This is a genomic window from Bacteroides sp. An51A (assembly GCF_002161565.1).
GTDB lineage: Bacteria > Bacteroidota > Bacteroidia > Bacteroidales > Bacteroidaceae > Phocaeicola > Phocaeicola intestinalis.
On record NZ_NFIC01000007.1, the window covers coordinates 126,328 to 144,771 of the forward strand.

Below are 18,444 nucleotides of genomic sequence, written 5' to 3' on the forward strand. Positions count from 1 at the left end.
AACCAAGAAAGACTTTTTGTAGAAATTCAAAACAGTTTTTTAGCACAACGATTGTTTCCCGATGTAGAAGATAATCTTTTCCGGCATTGAGGATAATCTGCATAATTTATGTGTTTGCCTGTATATTTCCAACCATTTTTTGTTTTTCTCAAAAAGTTCTTCTATCTTTGCCGGAAAGTAAAACAAAGGGGTGCCCATGTCGGGCTGAGATCATACCCTACGAACCTGATACGGTTAGTACCGGCGAAGGGATTGTTTCTTCGGAAAACACTCTTTACATACCTCCCTCTCCTGAAAGGTGTCTCTTTGGATTACTCCTTATTATATTTATACTTTATTTATATAGAGAACCACTATGACAGTTATTGTAAACAACAAAGAGACCGATTTAACCCAAGGGAATACCATTGCCGATTTGGCAAAACAACTGGAGCTTCCTGAAAAAGGAGTAGCCATAGCTTTGCACAACCGTATGATTCCCCGTGAAAAATGGGCAGACCAAACCTTACAACCAAACGATAGTTTAGTTATCATCAAAGCGGCTTGTGGAGGATAATACAGCTATGGAACTGCAATTCATTACCCATTACACCGGCCGATATACCTACTTCGATTCTGCCCGGATGGCACTGGCAGGCGGATGCCGGTGGATTCAGTTGCGCATGAAGGAGGCAACCGAAGAAGAGGTAGAAAAGGAAGCGATACGTGTACAGGACTTATGCCGCCAGTACGGAGCCACGTTCATCATAGACGATCACGTGGCTTTGGCAAAAAAGCTACATGCCGACGGTGTGCATCTAGGTAAAAAGGACATGCCGATAGCCGAAGCCCGCAAACTGCTGGGAAAAGACTTTATTATCGGAGGTACGGCAAACACATTCGAAGACGTGCAGATGCATTATGCCGCAGGTGCCGACTACATTGGCTGCGGACCGTTCCGCTTCACAACAACCAAGAAAAACCTAAGTCCTGTACTGGGACTGGAAGGCTACCGGAATATCGTATCACGTATGAAAGAGGCAGGCATCAACTTGCCTATCGTAGCCATTGGAGGCATCGCCTTCGAAGATATTCCGGCTATTATGCAGACTGGAGTATCGGGCATTGCTCTTAGCGGAAGCATCCTGCGTGCGGATGACCCGATAGCAGAAACAAGGAGGATAATTAATAGTTAACAGTTAATAATTAATAGTTGATATTGAATATATGAAAAAACTGATTATCGCCGATAAAGAATTCGACTCACGCTTGTTTTTAGGTACAGGCAAATTCAACTCGAATGAGATTATGGAGAAAGCTATCCTGGCTTCGGGCACGGAAATGGTGACCGTGGCCATGAAACGCATTGAACTGAATGATAAGGAAGACGATATGTTGCATCACATCGTTCATCCGCATATCCAACTTTTGCCCAACACTTCGGGTGTGCGTACGGCAGAAGAAGCTGTATTCGCCGCACAAATGGCACGCGAAGCATTCGGTACCAACTGGTTGAAGCTGGAGATTCATCCAGACCCGCGCTATCTTCTGCCCGACTCTGCCGAAACGTTGAAAGCGACAGAAGAATTGGTGAAGCTGGGATTTGTGGTATTACCTTATTGCCAGGCAGACCCTACTCTTTGCAAACGCCTGGAAGAAGCCGGAGCCGCTACAGTGATGCCACTCGCCGCCCCTATCGGTACAAATAAGGGATTGCAGACACGCGACTTCTTGCGCATTATCATCGAACAAAGTAACGTGCCGGTAGTAGTAGATGCTGGTATCGGTGCACCGAGCCATGCAGCCGAAGCCATGGAAATGGGAGCAGACGCCTGTCTGGTAAACACAGCAATCGCTGTAGCCGGAAATCCGGAAGAAATGGCTATTGCCTTCAAGGAAGCCGTGATAGCCGGACGCCGTGCTTACGAAGCAGGACTTGGCGTGCAAAGTGAGAGCTTCGAAGCTTCTGCCTCGTCACCCTTAACCGCTTTTCTGAATAATTAATGTATTAGGGACTAGGTACCAGGGACTAGGTGACTAGGTTCTGAATAGTCTGGCAAACACCGGTCAAACTATATAGAATTACCTAGTACGTGAAACCTAGTACGTAGTCCTTAATCACCTACAAAAAATACCACCATGGAACAAGAGAACAAACCTTACGCACACCGCGAGAAAGCCTACATGCAAGGCACACTCTTCCCCTTCATCAAAGTGGGAATGCAGAAAGTAAACCTGGCCCCTACCGTCACCATCCAAGACGGAAAGAAAGTGATGACTCCGAATGCGCCTGTTTATATCTACGATACCAGCGGCCCGTTCAGCGACCCTTCGGTAAAGATAGACTTGAAGAAAGGCATTGCCCGTATGCGTGAACCGTGGATTACCGGACGAGGGGATGTAGAGCAATTGCCTTCCATTACTTCCGAATATGGCAAGATGCGCCGGGATGACCCTTCGCTCGATCACCTGCGTTTCGAACACATCGCCCTACCCTATCGTGCCAAAGCCGGAAAATGCTGCACCCAGATGTACTATGCCAAACAAGGCATCGTAACTCCGGAAATGGAATATGTGGCAATCCGTGAAAACATGAATTGCAAAGAATTAGGCATCGACACCCACATCACTCCCGAATTTGTGCGTGACGAGATAGCCGCAGGACGTGCCGTATTGCCTGCCAATATCAATCATCCGGAAAGCGAACCGATGATTATCGGGCGCAACTTCCTGGTGAAAATCAATACCAACATCGGAAACTCTGCCACAACTTCGAGCATCGAAGAGGAAGTGGACAAAGCCGTATGGAGCTGCAAATGGGGAGGCGATACGTTGATGGACCTCTCTACGGGAGACAACATCCACGAGACACGCGAATGGATTATCCGAAATTGCCCCGTACCTGTAGGCACCGTACCCATCTATCAGGCATTGGAAAAAGTAAACGGCAAAGTAGAAGACCTGACATGGGAAATCTACAAGGACACCTTAATAGAACAATGCGAACAAGGAGTGGATTACTTTACCATCCATGCAGGTATCCGCCGGCACAATGTACACCTGGCGGACAAGCGTTTATGCGGCATCGTGAGCCGCGGAGGAAGCATCATGAGTAAGTGGTGCCTTATCCACGACCGTGAGTCGTTCCTCTACGAACACTTCGATGACATCTGCGACATCCTTGCCCAATACGATGTAGCCATCTCTCTGGGAGACGGCCTGCGACCCGGATGTATTGCCGATGCCAATGACGAAGCCCAATTTGCCGAACTCGACACCATGGGTGAACTTGTTGTCCGTGCATGGGAAAAGAACGTACAGGCATTCATCGAAGGTCCGGGCCATGTGCCTTTGCACAAGATTCAAGAGAACATGCAACGCCAGATCGAGCATTGTCATAACGCTCCGTTCTATACCCTCGGTCCGTTGGTAACAGACATCGCTCCGGGATATGACCACATCACATCAGCCATCGGAGCCACCCAAATTGGCTGGCTAGGTACGGCAATGTTGTGCTATGTCACTCCGAAAGAACACCTCGGATTGCCCAACCGCGAAGATGTGCGTACGGGAGTCATTACCTATAAGATAGCTGCCCATGCTGCCGACCTTGCCAAAGGACATCCCGGAGCACAAATCCGAGACAATGCCCTCAGCAAAGCCCGTTATGAGTTCCGCTGGCGCGACCAGTTCCATCTGAGCCTTGACCCCGACCGTGCGCTGGAATACTTCAACGAAGGACGCCATACCGACGGGGAGTATTGCACCATGTGCGGTCCGAACTTCTGCGCCATGAAGCTTTCGAGAGATCTCTCTTCAATTAATAATTAAATGAGCATCCGCAAACAGCTCATGTAGGGGCGTATCGCATACGCCCGAATGCATCAACGCAAATAATAGTGGATGTAATCAGGGCGTATGCAATACGCCCCTACAATCAACATCAAAAACTATAGGTGCCATTATACGTGGATACAAAGGAGCTGTTTCACGAAGAATAGGCTATTCTGTTTGGCAACGCAACTATTATGAACATATCATCCGGAACCAACATTCGTATGATGAAATTGAGGAATACATTTTAAATAATACTTTCCTTTGGGAAAAAGATAATTTATTCATTGAATAGCATGTTTAGCGAAGAATTAGAAAAAATAAGCTGGGAGGAGACGACCGAAGCCATCTACTCCAAAACAGAATCCGATGTGCTGCGGGCACTCGGCAAGTCACATTGTGATGTGAACGACTTTATGGCACTGGTTTCGCCGGCTGCCGAAAAATACCTGGAACCGATGGCACGCCTGAGTCGCAAATATACCGAAGAACGGTTCGGGAAAACAGTATCGATGTTTATTCCGCTTTATCTGACCAACTCGTGTACCAATTCGTGCGTGTATTGCGGATTCCATATCAGCAATCCCATGGCAAGGACTATCCTGACACCCGAAGAAATGGAGAACGAGTACAAAGCCATCAAGAAACTGGCTCCGTTTGAAAACCTGCTGATAGTAACCGGAGAAAATCCGGCAAAGGCAGGCGTACCGTATCTTGCCAAAGCACTTGATCTGGCAAAGCCCTATTTCTCGAACCTGAAAATAGAAGTAATGCCGCTGAAAACCGAAGAATATGCCGAACTGACCAGACACGGCATGAACGGGGTCATCTGTTTCCAGGAAACATACAACAAAGCACGTTATAACATCTATCATCCGCGTGGCATGAAATCGAAATTCGAATGGCGCGTAAACGGCTTCGACCGCATGGGACAAGCAGGCGTGCATTCTATCGGCATGGGCGTATTGATAGGATTGGAAGACTGGCGTACCGATGTCACGATGATGGCATACCACTTGCGTTATCTGCAAAAACACTATTGGAAGACCAAATACAGTGTCAACTTCCCCCGCATGCGCCCCGCAGAGAACGAAGGATTCCAGCCCAACGTTATCATGAGCGACAAGGAACTGGCACAGGTGACCTTTGCCATGCGTATCTTCGACCACGATGTGGATATTTCGTATTCTACCCGTGAACCGGCTTATATCCGCGACCACATGGCATCGCTGGGCGTAACCACCATGAGTGCCGAAAGCAAAACCGAACCGGGAGGATATTACACTTATCCTCAGGCCTTAGAACAATTCCATATCAGCGACGACCGTACCGCCATGGAAGTAGAGTGCGCACTAAAGGCAGCCGGACGCGAACCGGTATGGAAAGACTGGGATGCTTCATTCGACTTTGTAAAATGATGAATGATGAATGAAGAATCGGGGTTCTGATGAACCTATATCCGCAAGCCGATGAAGCTATATCCGCAGACCTATGCATATAGCTGCACCAGATTCTTCATTCCTCTTTCTTCATTCTTAATTCTTCATTCAAAAAAAATGGAAAGATACAACCGCCAACTCCTTCTTCCCGAAATTGGCGAAGAAGGACAAGCACGCCTGAAAGCGGCACGTGTACTCATTGTAGGTGTAGGAGGGCTCGGCTCTCCCATCGCACTCTATCTGGCAGGTGCCGGAGTAGGAACAATCGGGCTGATTGATGATGACACCGTAAGTGAAAGCAACCTGCAGCGCCAGGTGCTCTATTCTGAAGCCGAAGTAAACCTGCCCAAAGCTCTGCAAGCCCAAAAACGGCTGGAAGCACTGAACAGCACCATCCGGATAAAGGCCTACCCTACCCGCCTGACACCCGACAATGCTAAAGCAATTATATCAGACTATGACATCGTAGTGGACGGATGCGACAATTTCATCACCCGATACCTGATTGATGACACGTGTGCCTCACTGGGAAAAGCATATGTGTACGGGGCAATCCGGGCATTCGAAGGACAAGTATCGGTATTCTTATATAATAAAGGAGAAAAAAGATACCGCGACCTCTATCCCGATGAACAGGAAATGTTATCCATGCCCCCACTTCCCAAAGGAGTGATAGGAGTTACTCCCGGACTGGTAGGTTGCGTCGAAGCTCATGAAGTTATCAAGATTATTTGTGGTTACGGGACCATTTTGGCAGGGAAATTATGGCAAATCGACCTGAAAACGATGGAAACGTACACGATTTTGCTTTAACTTACGCTAATATTACAAACTTATTACTACCTTTGCTGCACCATATTGTGTTTTCACATGAAACTGATAGTAATAACCAGGCCCACTTACTTTGTGGAAGAAGATAAAATACTGACAGCCCTTTTCGAAGAAGGACTGGAGATTCTTCATTTACGCAAAACCGATTCCACTCCGGTCTATGCAGAAAGATTGCTGACATTGATTCCGGAAAAATACAGGAAGCGTATTGTCGTACATGGGAATTTCTACCTGAAAGAAGAATATAAGTTAAGAGGGATTCATATCAACAGCCATAATTCTGTGATACCCGACAACTATTCAGGTCCTATCACTACTTCCTGTCATTCGCTGGAAGAAGTGAAACAGAAAAAGCCCCAGTTCGAATACGTGTTCCTCAGTCCTATCTTCGACAGCATATCGAAAGAAGGATACGATTCGGCTTTCACACCTGAAGAAATCCGGGCTGCAGCTAAAAACGGCATCATCGACAAACGTGTCATCGCATTGGGAGGTATTGACGAAAGCAATATCCTGCAAGTAAAAGATTTCGGATTTGGAGGGTGTGCCGTATTGGGAGGATTGTGGAACAAGTTCTGTCCGGAGCATGACTATAATTACAGTGACCTGATTGAACAATTCAGGAAACTGAAGAAATTGGCTGACTAGAAGTTTTTTCGATACATGTTTTGTCCGGCTAAAGAAATAGTGTAACTTTGTATATATACTTTTTTAAGGCAACATATTTAACAATGAGCGAAACATCAAGATTTAAAGTCTTCTCGGGTACAAACTCGAGATATCTGGCAGAGAAAATCTGCAAAAGTTTGGGATGCCCGCTGGGTAACATGAACATTACTCATTTCGCTGACGGCGAATTTGCAGTATCTTACGAAGAATCGATTCGTGGCCAGCACGTATTTCTCGTACAGTCAACTTTTCCGAACTCCGACAATTTGATGGAGCTTTTATTAATGATTGACGCAGCAAAACGTGCTTCGGCCAAACGTATCATCGCCGTTGTCCCCTATTTCGGCTGGGCACGACAAGACCGCAAGGACAAGCCCCGTGTATCCATCGGTGCCAAATTAGTGGCAGACTTATTAAGCGTAGCGGGCATTGACCGCTTGATTACCATGGATTTGCATGCCGACCAGATTCAGGGATTCTTCGATATTCCGGTCGATCACCTGTACGGTTCTACCATCTTTGCTCCCTATATCCAGTCTTTACATTTGCCAAATCTGGTCATTGCCACTCCCGATGTGGGAGGTTCGAAACGTGCCAGTACGTATGCTAAATACCTGGATGTACCTTTGGTATTGTGCCACAAGACACGTGAAAAAGCCAATGTGGTAGCATCGATGCAAATCATCGGTGATGTAAAGGGTAAAGATGTAGTGCTGATAGACGACATGGTAGATACCGCCGGTACCATCACCAAAGCTGCCGACATCATGAAAGAAGCCGGAGCGACTTCGGTACGTGCCATTGCCAGCCACTGTGTCATGTCGGGTCCTGCATCCGAACGCGTACAAAACTCGCAACTGGAAGAACTGGTATTCACCGACAGCATCCCGTACTCAAACCGTTGTGCCAAAGTGAAACAGCTTTCTATAGCCGACATGTTTGCTGAGACGATTCGCCGTGTATTGAGCCACGAATCTATCAGCTCGCAATATTTGCTTTGATTTCTTATGAAACGCAGATTAACCCAGATTCTTGCTGATTCATAATTAAATAATATGATATCCGCGTCAATCTGAGCTAATCTGTGTTTTTAATAAAATTTCCTCATGAAAATCCTTTGGCTTGACCTGAACAGTTCGTATGCGCATTCCTCGTTGGCTTTGCCCGCCTTGCAAGCCCAACTCATCGGACGTGCCGATATAGAGTGGGATATTGTTTCTGCAACTATCAATGAAAATCCGGGCATGGCGAGTGCTGAAGTATTCCGTCGGAAACCGGATATCGTAGCCGCTACCTGCTGGCTTTTCAATCACGAAATGTTACTTCACACTTTGGGACGTATCAAGGCTTTGCTCCCCGATTGTTGCATCACACTGGGAGGTCCCGAATTTTTGGGGGATAATGAAAGGTTCCTACGTAACTATCCTTTCGTGAATTGTGTATTCCGAGGCGAAGGAGAAGAGGTTTTCGCACGCTGGCTGGAAATATGGAACAAGCCGGAAGCATGGCACACCATAACCGGCTTATGTTATTTGGATACAGTTTCCACCTACCACGATAACGGACGTGCACAAGTGATGCATTTCGACCGGCTTGTCCCGCCCGAAGAAAGCCCGTTCTTCAATTGGAGCAAACCTTTCGTGCAACTGGAAACTACACGCGGATGCTTCAATACATGCGCCTTTTGTGTAAGCGGAGGCGAGAAACCCGTACGCACCCTTCCCATTGAAACCATCCGAAGGCGAATCTCCTTGATTCAGGAGCACCACATCCGGAATATCCGGGTGCTCGACCGGACTTTCAATTACAATACCCGTCATGCCCGCGCCTTACTCGATTTATTCCGCGAATTTCCAGACATCCGTTTTCACTTAGAAGTGCATCCCGCCCTTTTATCCGAAGAGCTGAAAGAAATACTTGCCGCCATGCCAAAGGGACAATTACATTTAGAGGCAGGCATTCAAAGCCTCCATCAGGAAGTGCTGACCGTCAGCCGGAGAGCAGGAGACTTGGCAGATGCCCTGTCCGGTCTGGAATTCTTATGTGCTTTGCCCAATTTGGAAACCCATGCCGACCTGATAGCAGGATTACCTTTATATCATTTAAAAGAGATATTCGATGATGTCCGTACGTTGGCTTCTTATCGTGCCGGCGAAATCCAATTGGAATCTCTAAAGCTTCTTCCCGGAACGGAAATGCGCCGGCGCAGCTCGGAGTTAAGCATCAGCTACTCTCCTTTTCCTCCATACGAAGTATTGAAAACCAACGAAATCACTCCCGACGAACTTCAAACAGCACGCATGTTATCACGCCTCATAGACGGATTCTACAATGCCAAACCTTGGCAAGAAATCACTCGCCGGTTGATTGTGGAAGAGTCTGAATTCTTGCACCGGTTCTTGGAGCATCTGACTCGTATCGGCGTCATTGACCAGCCCATGAGCCTGGAACGGCGTGGCATCCTACTCTATAAGTTCTGTCAAGAAAACTATCCGGCTTACGAAACCGCCGTGACACTTGCATGGATAGAAGCGGGCATGTCGCTCAAGAAAGAACCAGCCTACCGCGTCCGTACCAAACACGTATTACCTCCCGAACATTGGGAGGTGCTCAATGGCACCTATCACGAAAACTTGCGTCTCTGCCTGCTTCCGCCTGCCGAAAACGAAGACATTACGTATTGGTTTGGTTTCGAACCTGAATCGCAACAAACCAAACCGGTATTCAAAGCAAGGACTTTATAAATCATTCATTATTAACTGTTAACTAAAAAATACCATGAACCGAATTTGCCGACTATTCAACATTAAATACCCCATCATCCAAGGTGGAATGGTATGGTGCAGCGGCTGGAGATTAGCTTCTGCCGTAAGCAACGCTGGAGGGCTTGGCTTGCTGGGAGCAGGCTCAATGCACCCCGAAACCTTACGCGAGCACATCCGTAAGTGTAAAGCAGCTACCGACAAGCCTTTTGGAGTAAATGTACCGCTCATGTATCCCGAAATAGATACTATCATGCCAATCATCGCCGAAGAAGGCGTAAAAATCGTTTTCACTTCGGCAGGCAGTCCAAAGAAATGGACTGACTGGCTTCACGAACGGGATATTCTCGTGGCACACGTAGTGGCTTCGTCCAAATTTGCAGCCAAATGTGAGGAAGCGGGCGTAGACGCTATCGTAGCCGAAGGATTCGAAGCCGGGGGGCATAACGGACGAGAAGAGACCACCACCATGTGTCTCATCCCTGCCATTCGCCGTACATGTACTCTGCCCCTATTGGCTGCAGGAGGCATAGCGACTGGCGAAAGCATCCTTGCCGCACAAGCCTTGGGAGCCGACGGCGTACAGATAGGAACCCGATTCGCATTAACCGAAGAAAGCTCGGCACACTTCTCGTTCAAAGACCGGTGCCTGCGCCTGAACGAGGGCGACACGATACTGACACTGAAACAACTTTCGCCTACCCGATTGGTGAAAAATGAATTCTACAAACGGGTTGAAGAAGCAGAACTGCGCGGTGCATCAGTAGATGAACTTCGTGAGATCTTAGGACGGGGACGCGCCAAGTTAGGAATATTCGAAGGAGACATCTTTGAGGGAGAAATCGAAATTGGTCAAGTTGCCTCACAAATCAAACGCTTGCAAGCAGTTGACGAAGTGATGAAAGAACTGATAGATGAATATAATGAATCGCTGATTCGCCTGCAGGCAAACCGCCTGATGGATATGGCATAAAACAAAAAGCATGTGACGGTCATTATTAAAATAATGAGGTGAAAATGAAGATATATTACTTTGCCGTTTCAGTTATCTTCATGGACTGTAGCAGTTAACTGGAATAGCTTATGAAGTATATCTTCGTTTTCAGAAGGAGATGTTATGGACTTATGAAGATATTCGTTTGAAACAAAATCGGGACATAAAGCACAAACAAAGAGCGATAAAATCCAGCTTTCTCTTCGTTTATGCATTCAAATAATTGATTACCTTTGCACGATTTTTCAAGCAAAGGCGCAATGAACAATGCATATGAAGAAAGATTAGGTACCGAACGTATGCTGCCGCTGGTATTCAAGATGGCACTCCCAGCCATCGCGGCACAGTTTGTAAACCTACTATACAACCTCGTAGACCGTATCTACATCGGGCATATTCCAGACATCGGAACTGATGCGCTGGCAGGAATCGGTGTGACCAGCGCAGTCATCATTCTGATTTCTGCCTTTTCATCTATCGTAGGAGCTGGAGGTGCTCCATTGGCAGCCATAGCCTTAGGACAAGGCGATCGCGAACGGGCCGGGAAAATACTGGGTAACGGTTTCATTTTACTGATAATCTTTACACTTATCACTTCCTCCATAGCATATATTTTCATGGAGCCGATTTTATTGTTTACCGGTGCATCCGGACGGACAATCGGCTATGCTACCGATTACCTGTCGGTTTATCTGCTGGGAACGCTCTTCGTAGAATTGTCGGTAGGGCTCAATACTTTTATCAACATACAAGGACGTCCCGCCATTGCCATGTACTCAGTGCTGATAGGTGCCATTCTGAATATCGCGTTAGACCCTCTGTTCATTTTTACATTCGACATGGGAGTAAAAGGAGCAGCTTTTGCCACCATCTTGTCGCAAGCTTGCAGTGCGGCCTGGACGTTAAGTTTCCTGACATCCGGAAAAGCTTCCCTCCGGCTGGAACGGCAGTATATGAAGCTACACAAAAGCATCCTTTTTCTCGTTCTGGCACTGGGAATTTCTCCTTTTATCATGGCAAGTACTGAAAGCCTGGTAAGCTTCGTATTAAACGGTACGTTGGAGCGCTTTGGCGACATCTACGTCAGTGCACTCGCTATTATGCAAAGTGCAATGATGATTGTCAGTGTTCCACTAACCGGATTTGCACAAGGATTTGTCCCTATTGTAAGCTATAACTACGGACATCACAATTTCAATCGTGTCAAATCGTGTTTCAAGATTGCGCTTATCTCGATGTTTTCATTCAACTTTGTGCTGATTGTGTTTATGATACTGTTTCCTTCAGTCATAGCTGGCGCTTTTACTACCGATCAAAAACTAATAACCGTTGTATGTCAAATGATGCCCATATTCCTTGCCGGTATGACCATATTCGGCTTGCAACGTACTTGCCAAAATATGTTCGTGGCACTGGGTCAGGCAAAAGTATCCATTTTCATCGCCCTTTTGCGAAAAGTCTTCCTTCTGGTTCCTTTGGCACTTGTTCTTCCACATATCATGGGTGTGCATGGTGTATTTGCAGCAGAAGGCATTTCAGATGCAACAGCAGCCATCTGTTGTACCCTTATTTTTGCCTTCCGCTTCCCCAAAATACTTCGGTAAGGCTATTCTCTCCGCCTCACGATATTCCGAAAATCGTTCACGATGTCACGTCCTAAGTTAACCCGCGTACTGTCTACCTGCCGGATGGCCACCGGTGTAACCGCATCTTTATATTTCGCTTTACCCAGTTTGAATTTCATCTTGTCCAGATTGCCCGTTATGGTAACTCCCATCTTGAAAGGCAAAGGCGATTTCAAAATGGATATGTGATAATTGAAATTCATATCCAATCCTTGTGTCCCTCCCACTGCAGCTTTATAACGGTCTATTTGCACTACAAACGGATATACCGTCACATTACCGTCTTTCACCGTTACATTAACTGATATGCTGTCGAACACATTCCGTTTCTTGTTTTTGAACCTCAACATTTTTGATATCTCGGAAAAAGTTTCCCCATCCATCAATACCAAGCTGTCACCATCGATACGGACTGCGGCACGCAGGCTGGGTATTTTGATGTTCATGTTCGAATCAAGCCGGGCTTCTGCCGCAGCATCAAAATTGACCTGCCCTTTGAACGAACGAAGCATTGGCACGATGGTATCCAACGAAGGAATGAAATCAACCAGTTTACCGATATTGATTCTACGCAGCCTGAAATCAAATCCCGCATATCCTCGCTTTTTCTCTGTGGCCCGATAAACCACCGTTGCAAACATACTTGCATCCAATCCTTTCATCCGCAAAGCATTGAGGTGCACAGCCTGATCCCGGACGTTTACTTCACCACGTACATTTTCGAATACCATTTTGTCGTAACGTACACTTTTCAAATTTGTCTGCAGTTCGAAATCTATGTTCTTCGGCACGATAAACAATTTCATTGCCGAGGCTGTATCCACTTTCTCTTCTGCAGCCTCTTCCGTATCCACCGTGTCTGCCGGAAAACTGAGGGCATTAATCAACTGATTGCAATCAAGGTTGTGCGAAGACACATCCAACTGGGCACGCAATACCTTATGATGCTTCATTACGCCATATAAGTCGTAAACCACACCACTTGCTGTCAAATCGGAACGGCCAATACGGAAACTGGCATTTTTCAATGTTATCCGACGGTCGCCTACAGTAAGTGCCGTCTTGCGCATACGGACAGGCAAAGCAAATTGAGGAACATTTACTTTCAGGCGATTGAAACCAATGATGCCTTTAGGTATCCACAATGAATCGCGCACCTTTTCTGCCGATACGCCAAACCCTGCCTTGTCCATACCGAACCGGATATCGCCTGCACGTGCAAACAATGTATCTGCCTCCATTGAAAGTCCGATACGTGGCATGGAAGGATTCCGCTGTCCTGGCTCCAGACTGATAGTGGCAGTAGTCTTCTTACAAAACACAGCCAATGAATCTCCCATATTCCCTTTCAATTGATTCAATTCCACCTTGCAATCCATTTTAGCTATTCGTGCCGTATCCTGCGGATTGGTTGTTTTTGCTGTAGCGGTAAGACTGGAAAGATTGGCATCCAGACGGCGAGAGCGTAACACCAGCTTGCTTATCTGAGCACGGGCGGCCAAGAAATCATTGCCTAAAAATGCCAGTGATGCATCGCTGGTAAACTCGAAGCCTTTGGCTGTATCTTGCAGCGACATGTCATTCATCGTGACTTTACCTGCCGCCCGGATACGTCCCAAATCACGTTTCTTAATAGATGACAACCGTGTCTTCAACCGTAAGTTTGCTTCGACAGCTCCTTGGATAGTTACTCCCTGTTGTAACGGGAAAGTCTGTGCCAACGAAGTCAGGTCTATCTTTGATTGGGTATTGAACGTAATCACCGGATCACCCAATAAATCATCCACCTTCGCATCTGCCAATACATCGGTATGTGCACCTTGGAAACGGAAAATTTTCAAATCGGCATACGAAGGTTTCTGACGCATCAGGTCTACAAAAGCTTGAAAATCTGCCGAGAGATGGTCAATTCCATAGGGCAATTTATCGTATTTGGCAGAAGCATCCTTGATACGGACATCCAGTGTGACAGCAGGTACCTGTTTTTTCCCGTACCAGCCTTTTACCGTTCCCCGCATCATCACTTCCCCCTTGGCAGTCATGCTTTCACGTTTTAAAATACTTTCGGGTATCATGCTCAGTACCGTTTCAAGCGTAGGAGCATGCAGACCGTATGTGAGATCTACAGCCAGTGCCCGACGAACCGTATCGCCCTGCAATGTCCCTTTCACATCAAAATGAATACCGTTGACCTTGATGCCGGCATCATGCAACACCAGTTTACGTGTTTGCCGTTCCAGTTCAAGGTCGGTATCCAACTCTGCAGCTATCCGGTGCAGCAACAACTGACCGTCTTGCCAGAAAATAATGTTATCGTTTTTAAACTTCAACGACAATCGCGAACGTTCCTTATGCAGAGCGGCACGCAATCCTAAAGAAGCATTCTGCAAGCTGGCATACAACCGTGTGTCGCGGTCGTCAAAAACCACATCTGCATGTTTCAGCGAAACCCGGCGGATGTCAATGCCTCCCGTCAGGGGCTTTGCCGTTACCGTATCCTTTGCTGCCACAGCAGAAGTGTCAACCTGCATGATGTCCCAGTTTGCCACCCCTTCCTTACTTTTATAAGCATAGACAGAGGCATTTTCCAATCCCAGATAATTAACCGTAATTTTATTCTTATACAAATAATCCAACGGGTTAACTACCACCACACACTTGTCGAACGCGACCAATGAATCTGTTTTCTGCCACAATGTGTCTTTCAACGCTTTCGAGACCAGACTTCCATTTGTCAGTTTCAGTCCGAAACGGGGAAATGTGGAAAAGAAAGTCAATTCCACACTTTTCATATCCAATTTGGCATTCAAGACCTGATTGGATACCTTCAATACCACTGGAGTAAGTTTTTCGGGCGTAAATATAAAATTAACCGCCAAAGCTATGCCTCCCAACGCCAGAACAATCAGTGCAACGACCGACAAACTGGTTATTTTCAGAATATTCTTTGTCCGTTTTTTCATCATTCTTTTATTTGTTCATAAAACAACGGCAAAGATACAAATAAAAAGAAGCGGCGGTTATTCTTCTGCCGCTTCTTCAATAGAAAACTTTATCACTGTCACATTTGCCTGATAAAACGTTTCCCCATTTTCAATATACATACTTCCTCCCGACCGCATGCACATGCGCACTGACATACCGTCATTCGCCCGTAAGAGGTATTCGCCTGTGTGTTTTTGTTCATTAACGGTATACCACATCGCATTCTGTCCATACTGTACTTCCACGTAGTTGCCGTCTGTTTCATAATCCCAGGAAATAAGATAGTCGGCCGTTTCTCCCCGGTGAAAAGTAAAGACACATGTCGCTTCATCGTAATTGATATACGACAGACTGGTTACTTCTTCGGGATAAAAATTGAATACTACCACTCCTGCCGAATCGCTTTGCATCACATTATTTATTGTGTATGAGGTATAAGTTTCCCCCAAATGATGCTTTTCTATCGGATAATATTCGATGTCTGCTTGCTGGCAGGAACTGATAACTGACAAAACAAACACACTCCATATTATTATCGTTTTCATTCCATCAGCATTTCCGGTACCAACATCTCGTCCTCTTTCCCTGCAGGAGTTCGGGAAGACCAAATTTCATATTGTTCGTCAGTTAGAATCTTCTTTAACTTCTTGTCGAACTTTTTTATCTGTTTCTGCATATCTTCCCGTTCATTCTTCATGGGCATCGAAGGTGGCATCCCTTCCATTCTCGGAGGCATTCCGCCTTGTGGAGGCATCCCTCCTCCTCCTTCAGGAGGCATTGGAGGACGCCCTCCTTCAGGCAGATGTCTTTCTGTCATCCTTTCCACTTTTTCTTTTTCCTGTTTCAAGTAAAGCTTATATATTTTTTTGTATTGCTTTTCGCTTAATTGCAAAAGTTCGTTCATTTCGTCCGTTCGCCTTTTTGCCATCTTCTCCGGGTTGGGGACTTCCTTTACCTGTTCTTCTGCTTGCCAAGGAAAAGCAGAAAAATTATCTGCCACGGCAAACATTTCTCCGCCGAAAGCCATCCCCAACAACAAACTACAAATGTATCTTTTCATATCTTCTTTGTTTTAATGATGTTTCAAAGTTAAGCGCTCTTTCATCCCATACCAAAAACTATCAACCAACCGGATTATCTTATCAGTAAATCGCTCTATTTTCATAATGAATCTGTCATTTCGGCACATACATACAAGGAAAGGCCTAATCACTTGTCAACAATATGATATTTAAACCGAAAAACGTTTGTATAAAGTATGATATGAATTCCGTCATCAGCCAATCCGGCCGAGTTGAAAACGCAGTAGTACTGCATCTGCCGATGAAGTATATATCCGTAAGCGAATGCAGTATATATTCAACCGCGAATGCAGTATATATTCAACCGTTGATGCAGTATATATTCATTTTTCAAGGGTATGACTGTTTGCAGGAATTCATTAAGTATAACAGCCGCCACCTTTCACAAGGTAGCAGCTGTTATGAGAAAAAAATTGATTTTTTAGAAGCTGTTTTGAATTTATCGTGTGATGATTTGGGATGAGTTTTTGAGGCATTTTCGCTTCTGTGATGAGGAAGATAGCGGGCTATCTGACGAAGAACAGGAGCGAAAAGGACCAAAAAATCGCCCAAAGCACACACGAAAACGGATACATCAAGCCAAGAAAAACTTTTTGGAGAAATTCAAAACAGCTTCTTACTTTGTACATTCATGTTTTGGAATCTTTTTGATGTTTGTTACCAGCCTGGCAACTGCTCCAAATTAGGATTATTGTTCACATCATCTGTCGGCTCACCACTACGAAATTAGATTACTGCAAACACTCGGCAAAAAACTATCAGCTAACCAAAGGATTCTCTCAATAAAAACACCGTTCTATACGCTAAAATGTCTATAACCCCAATAGCTTGCAAAATTGGCTGAACAGTCTGTGAAATCGTCCAATTCGCCGATTATTTTTGCTGCAACATATCTTTTCTTTTATCTTTGTTTCATGCAATATTAAAAAGACGACAAGACTATGACTACTTTACAAAAACAACAATTTTTCGAGCATACAATTTACGCAACAATTGCCATACTGATTTTTGCTACTCCTATCATCAATGCCTTGTTGATGGCATATCAGACTAATGGAAAAACCGAGATTACCCGTCCTGCCATTGATATGTGGATTATTACCAGTCCCTTTTTTTCCTCTTCTTAATAAATAACTATGTACTGATTCCGGTCCTGCTATTGAAAAAGCAATATGCCGGATATGTAACAGCCGTCATATTCATTATCCCTTTGTTATTCATCATCATCCCTGAGGTGCAAGTTCCTCCCCTGCTTTTCATTTCGCTGCTGGAAAATGCTTTTACCCACGGCATCAGCCATTGCGACAACTCATTTATTGATGCCAGCATCCATGTAGAAGGGGACTCTGTTTATTTTACCTGCAAGAACAGTCTGGCACACCAATCGGCAGCAACCCAACATCAAGGTATCGGATTGCTCAACATACAAAAAAGACTCAACTTGCTTTTCGGCAATAATTATACACTGAATGCCGAAAGAAAAGACAATCAATATCGTGTACTTTTAATTATTCCAGCACAATGATAAACTGTATCATCCTTGACGACGAACCATTGGCCTTGCTTAAACTGGCTGAATATATCAAGCGAATCCCATTTTTGACTTTAGAAAAAGCTTGTCTGGAAACACATGAGGCCCAATCTCTTTTAGAAGGGAAAAACATAGACTTATTATTCACAGACATCGACATGCCAGACAAAAACGGCATAGAATTTATCCGGTCGCTCACACACCCGCCAATGGTTATTTTTACTACAGCATACCCCATGTATGCCATCGAAGGCTTCAAACTGAACGCGGTAGATTACCTGCTGAAACCTTTCGAATTCGAAGATTGCCTGCATGCGGCTGAAAAAGCACAAAAGATGCAAAGCCTTTCACAATCCATTCCTGCAACTGCAGAAACAGAGAACCCCGAAACTCTTTTTGTAAAGAGCGATTACAAGGTTGTACGCATCAACATAGACAGCATCAACTACATTGAAAGCATGAGCGAATACATTCGAATCTATACCGACGAACGCGAGAAGCCCGTTACTACCCTCTATAGCCTGCAACGGCTGGAGGCTCGTTTACCCGCTCATTTCATGCGAGTACATCGCTCATATATCGTCAATATGCAGAAAATCAAAGAAATTTCCAGATTCCGAATCTGCTTTTCACCCAAAGCACTGATTCCCGTAGGCGAGAATTACAAAGAAAAATTTATGGAGTACATCCGCAAGCATGGCATCTTATAATTC

Annotated in this window: 18 protein-coding genes and 1 riboswitch; of the genes, 15 read left to right on the forward strand and 3 right to left on the reverse strand. The window is 45.5% G+C overall.

Features of this window, described 5'->3' with window-relative positions:
* Nucleotides 1–176 precede the first annotated feature (176 nt).
* Nucleotides 177–269: riboswitch (TPP riboswitch) on the forward strand.
* 86 nt (nt 270–355) lie between these two features.
* The 11 genes from thiS (at nt 356) to B5G04_RS14505 (ending at nt 12,112) form a co-directional block, all read left to right on the forward strand.
* Nucleotides 356–556 carry a sulfur carrier protein ThiS gene (thiS, locus tag B5G04_RS14455; protein ID WP_022040880.1) on the forward strand — a complete coding sequence of 67 codons (201 nt, stop codon included), beginning with the start codon at nt 356–358 and terminating at the stop codon, nt 554–556.
* On the forward strand, nt 546–1,175 hold the full coding sequence (locus tag B5G04_RS14460) for a thiamine phosphate synthase (protein WP_087397850.1): 630 nt from the start codon (nt 546–548) through the stop codon (nt 1,173–1,175). Before thiS ends, B5G04_RS14460 begins: the two co-directional genes overlap by 11 nt.
* Before the next feature lie 31 nt (nt 1,176–1,206).
* On the forward strand, nt 1,207–1,983 hold the full coding sequence (locus tag B5G04_RS14465; protein WP_022040882.1) for a thiazole synthase: 777 nt from the start codon (nt 1,207–1,209) through the stop codon (nt 1,981–1,983).
* A 135-nt stretch (nt 1,984–2,118) separates the two neighbouring features.
* Nucleotides 2,119–3,810 (forward strand): phosphomethylpyrimidine synthase ThiC, encoded by a 1,692-nt coding sequence (gene thiC, locus B5G04_RS14470; RefSeq protein WP_087397852.1) that lies wholly within the window; start codon nt 2,119–2,121, stop codon nt 3,808–3,810.
* Between the two features lie 299 nt (nt 3,811–4,109).
* Nucleotides 4,110–5,231 (forward strand): 2-iminoacetate synthase ThiH, encoded by a 1,122-nt coding sequence (thiH, locus tag B5G04_RS14475; protein ID WP_013619484.1) that lies wholly within the window; start codon nt 4,110–4,112, stop codon nt 5,229–5,231.
* Between the two features lie 138 nt (nt 5,232–5,369).
* A complete protein-coding gene (locus tag B5G04_RS14480) occupies nt 5,370–6,065 on the forward strand; it encodes a HesA/MoeB/ThiF family protein (protein WP_022040884.1) in 696 nt (231 codons plus the stop codon).
* Between the two features lie 57 nt (nt 6,066–6,122).
* The gene (locus B5G04_RS14485; protein ID WP_022040885.1) at nt 6,123–6,731 is read left to right on the forward strand and encodes a thiamine phosphate synthase; all 609 of its coding nucleotides are present in this window, start codon (nt 6,123–6,125) and stop codon (nt 6,729–6,731) included.
* Between the two features lie 83 nt (nt 6,732–6,814).
* Nucleotides 6,815–7,753, forward strand: a complete 939-nt coding sequence (locus tag B5G04_RS14490) for a ribose-phosphate pyrophosphokinase (protein WP_087209873.1) — start codon at nt 6,815–6,817, stop codon at nt 7,751–7,753.
* Between the two features lie 105 nt (nt 7,754–7,858).
* A complete protein-coding gene (locus B5G04_RS14495) occupies nt 7,859–9,496 on the forward strand; it encodes a radical SAM protein (protein WP_087397854.1) in 1,638 nt (545 codons plus the stop codon).
* A 34-nt stretch (nt 9,497–9,530) separates the two neighbouring features.
* On the forward strand, nt 9,531–10,487 hold the full coding sequence (locus tag B5G04_RS14500; protein WP_087209878.1) for a nitronate monooxygenase: 957 nt from the start codon (nt 9,531–9,533) through the stop codon (nt 10,485–10,487).
* 281 nt (nt 10,488–10,768) lie between these two features.
* The gene (locus tag B5G04_RS14505) at nt 10,769–12,112 is read left to right on the forward strand and encodes an MATE family efflux transporter (protein WP_087397856.1); all 1,344 of its coding nucleotides are present in this window, start codon (nt 10,769–10,771) and stop codon (nt 12,110–12,112) included.
* Nucleotides 12,113–12,114: 2 nt separating this feature from the next.
* Here the strand turns inward: B5G04_RS14505 and B5G04_RS14510 are convergent, their stop codons facing one another.
* The 3 genes from B5G04_RS14510 to B5G04_RS14520 are packed head-to-tail and all read right to left on the reverse strand — an operon-like array spanning nt 12,115 to nt 16,178.
* On the reverse strand, nt 12,115–15,096 hold the full coding sequence (locus B5G04_RS14510) for an AsmA-like C-terminal region-containing protein (protein ID WP_087397967.1): 2,982 nt from the start codon (nt 15,094–15,096) through the stop codon (nt 12,115–12,117).
* Between the two features lie 57 nt (nt 15,097–15,153).
* On the reverse strand, nt 15,154–15,663 hold the full coding sequence (locus tag B5G04_RS14515) for a hypothetical protein (RefSeq protein WP_087397858.1): 510 nt from the start codon (nt 15,661–15,663) through the stop codon (nt 15,154–15,156).
* On the reverse strand, nt 15,660–16,178 hold the full coding sequence (locus B5G04_RS14520) for a hypothetical protein (RefSeq protein WP_143270473.1): 519 nt from the start codon (nt 16,176–16,178) through the stop codon (nt 15,660–15,662). The genes B5G04_RS14515 and B5G04_RS14520 overlap by 4 nt, the downstream gene beginning before the upstream one ends.
* 471 nt (nt 16,179–16,649) lie before the next feature.
* Here B5G04_RS14520 and B5G04_RS19955 point away from each other — a divergent pair, with 471 nt between their 5' ends.
* The 4 genes from B5G04_RS19955 (at nt 16,650) to B5G04_RS14540 (ending at nt 18,441) form a co-directional block, all read left to right on the forward strand.
* Nucleotides 16,650–16,886: a hypothetical protein gene (locus B5G04_RS19955; RefSeq protein ID WP_158100114.1), complete on the forward strand. Its 237-nt coding sequence runs from the start codon at nt 16,650–16,652 to the stop codon at nt 16,884–16,886.
* Nucleotides 16,887–17,141: 255 nt separating this feature from the next.
* Entirely contained in the window at nt 17,142–17,327 is a 186-nt protein-coding gene (locus tag B5G04_RS14530; protein ID WP_087208140.1) for a hypothetical protein, read from the forward strand.
* A gap of 32 nt (nt 17,328–17,359) precedes the next feature.
* Nucleotides 17,360–17,725, forward strand: a complete 366-nt coding sequence (locus tag B5G04_RS14535) for a GHKL domain-containing protein (protein ID WP_087397864.1) — start codon at nt 17,360–17,362, stop codon at nt 17,723–17,725.
* Nucleotides 17,722–18,441 carry a LytTR family DNA-binding domain-containing protein gene (locus B5G04_RS14540; protein WP_087249146.1) on the forward strand — a complete coding sequence of 240 codons (720 nt, stop codon included), beginning with the start codon at nt 17,722–17,724 and terminating at the stop codon, nt 18,439–18,441. The genes B5G04_RS14535 and B5G04_RS14540 overlap by 4 nt, the downstream gene beginning before the upstream one ends.
* Nucleotides 18,442–18,444 lie beyond the last annotated feature (3 nt).

Excerpts from the sequence above, each read along its gene's own strand:
- thiS (WP_022040880.1), top strand. The coding sequence starts at position 356 with ATGACAGTTATTGTAAACAACAAAGAGACCGATTTAACCCAAGGGAAT.
- B5G04_RS14465 (WP_022040882.1), top strand. The coding sequence starts at position 1,207 with ATGAAAAAACTGATTATCGCCGATAAAGAATTCGACTCACGCTTGTTT.
- thiC (WP_087397852.1), top strand. The coding sequence starts at position 2,119 with ATGGAACAAGAGAACAAACCTTACGCACACCGCGAGAAAGCCTACATG.
- thiH (WP_013619484.1), top strand. The coding sequence starts at position 4,110 with ATGTTTAGCGAAGAATTAGAAAAAATAAGCTGGGAGGAGACGACCGAA.
- B5G04_RS14480 (WP_022040884.1), top strand. The coding sequence starts at position 5,370 with ATGGAAAGATACAACCGCCAACTCCTTCTTCCCGAAATTGGCGAAGAA.
- B5G04_RS14485 (WP_022040885.1), top strand. The coding sequence starts at position 6,123 with ATGAAACTGATAGTAATAACCAGGCCCACTTACTTTGTGGAAGAAGAT.
- B5G04_RS14490 (WP_087209873.1), top strand. The coding sequence starts at position 6,815 with ATGAGCGAAACATCAAGATTTAAAGTCTTCTCGGGTACAAACTCGAGA.
- B5G04_RS14495 (WP_087397854.1), top strand. The coding sequence starts at position 7,859 with ATGAAAATCCTTTGGCTTGACCTGAACAGTTCGTATGCGCATTCCTCG.
- B5G04_RS14500 (WP_087209878.1), top strand. The coding sequence starts at position 9,531 with ATGAACCGAATTTGCCGACTATTCAACATTAAATACCCCATCATCCAA.
- B5G04_RS14505 (WP_087397856.1), top strand. The coding sequence starts at position 10,769 with ATGAACAATGCATATGAAGAAAGATTAGGTACCGAACGTATGCTGCCG.
- B5G04_RS14510 (WP_087397967.1), bottom strand. The coding sequence starts at position 15,096 with ATGAAAAAACGGACAAAGAATATTCTGAAAATAACCAGTTTGTCGGTC.
- B5G04_RS14515 (WP_087397858.1), bottom strand. The coding sequence starts at position 15,663 with ATGAAAACGATAATAATATGGAGTGTGTTTGTTTTGTCAGTTATCAGT.
- B5G04_RS14520 (WP_143270473.1), bottom strand. The coding sequence starts at position 16,178 with ATGAAAAGATACATTTGTAGTTTGTTGTTGGGGATGGCTTTCGGCGGA.
- B5G04_RS19955 (WP_158100114.1), top strand. The coding sequence starts at position 16,650 with ATGATTTGGGATGAGTTTTTGAGGCATTTTCGCTTCTGTGATGAGGAA.
- B5G04_RS14530 (WP_087208140.1), top strand. The coding sequence starts at position 17,142 with ATGACTACTTTACAAAAACAACAATTTTTCGAGCATACAATTTACGCA.
- B5G04_RS14540 (WP_087249146.1), top strand. The coding sequence starts at position 17,722 with ATGATAAACTGTATCATCCTTGACGACGAACCATTGGCCTTGCTTAAA.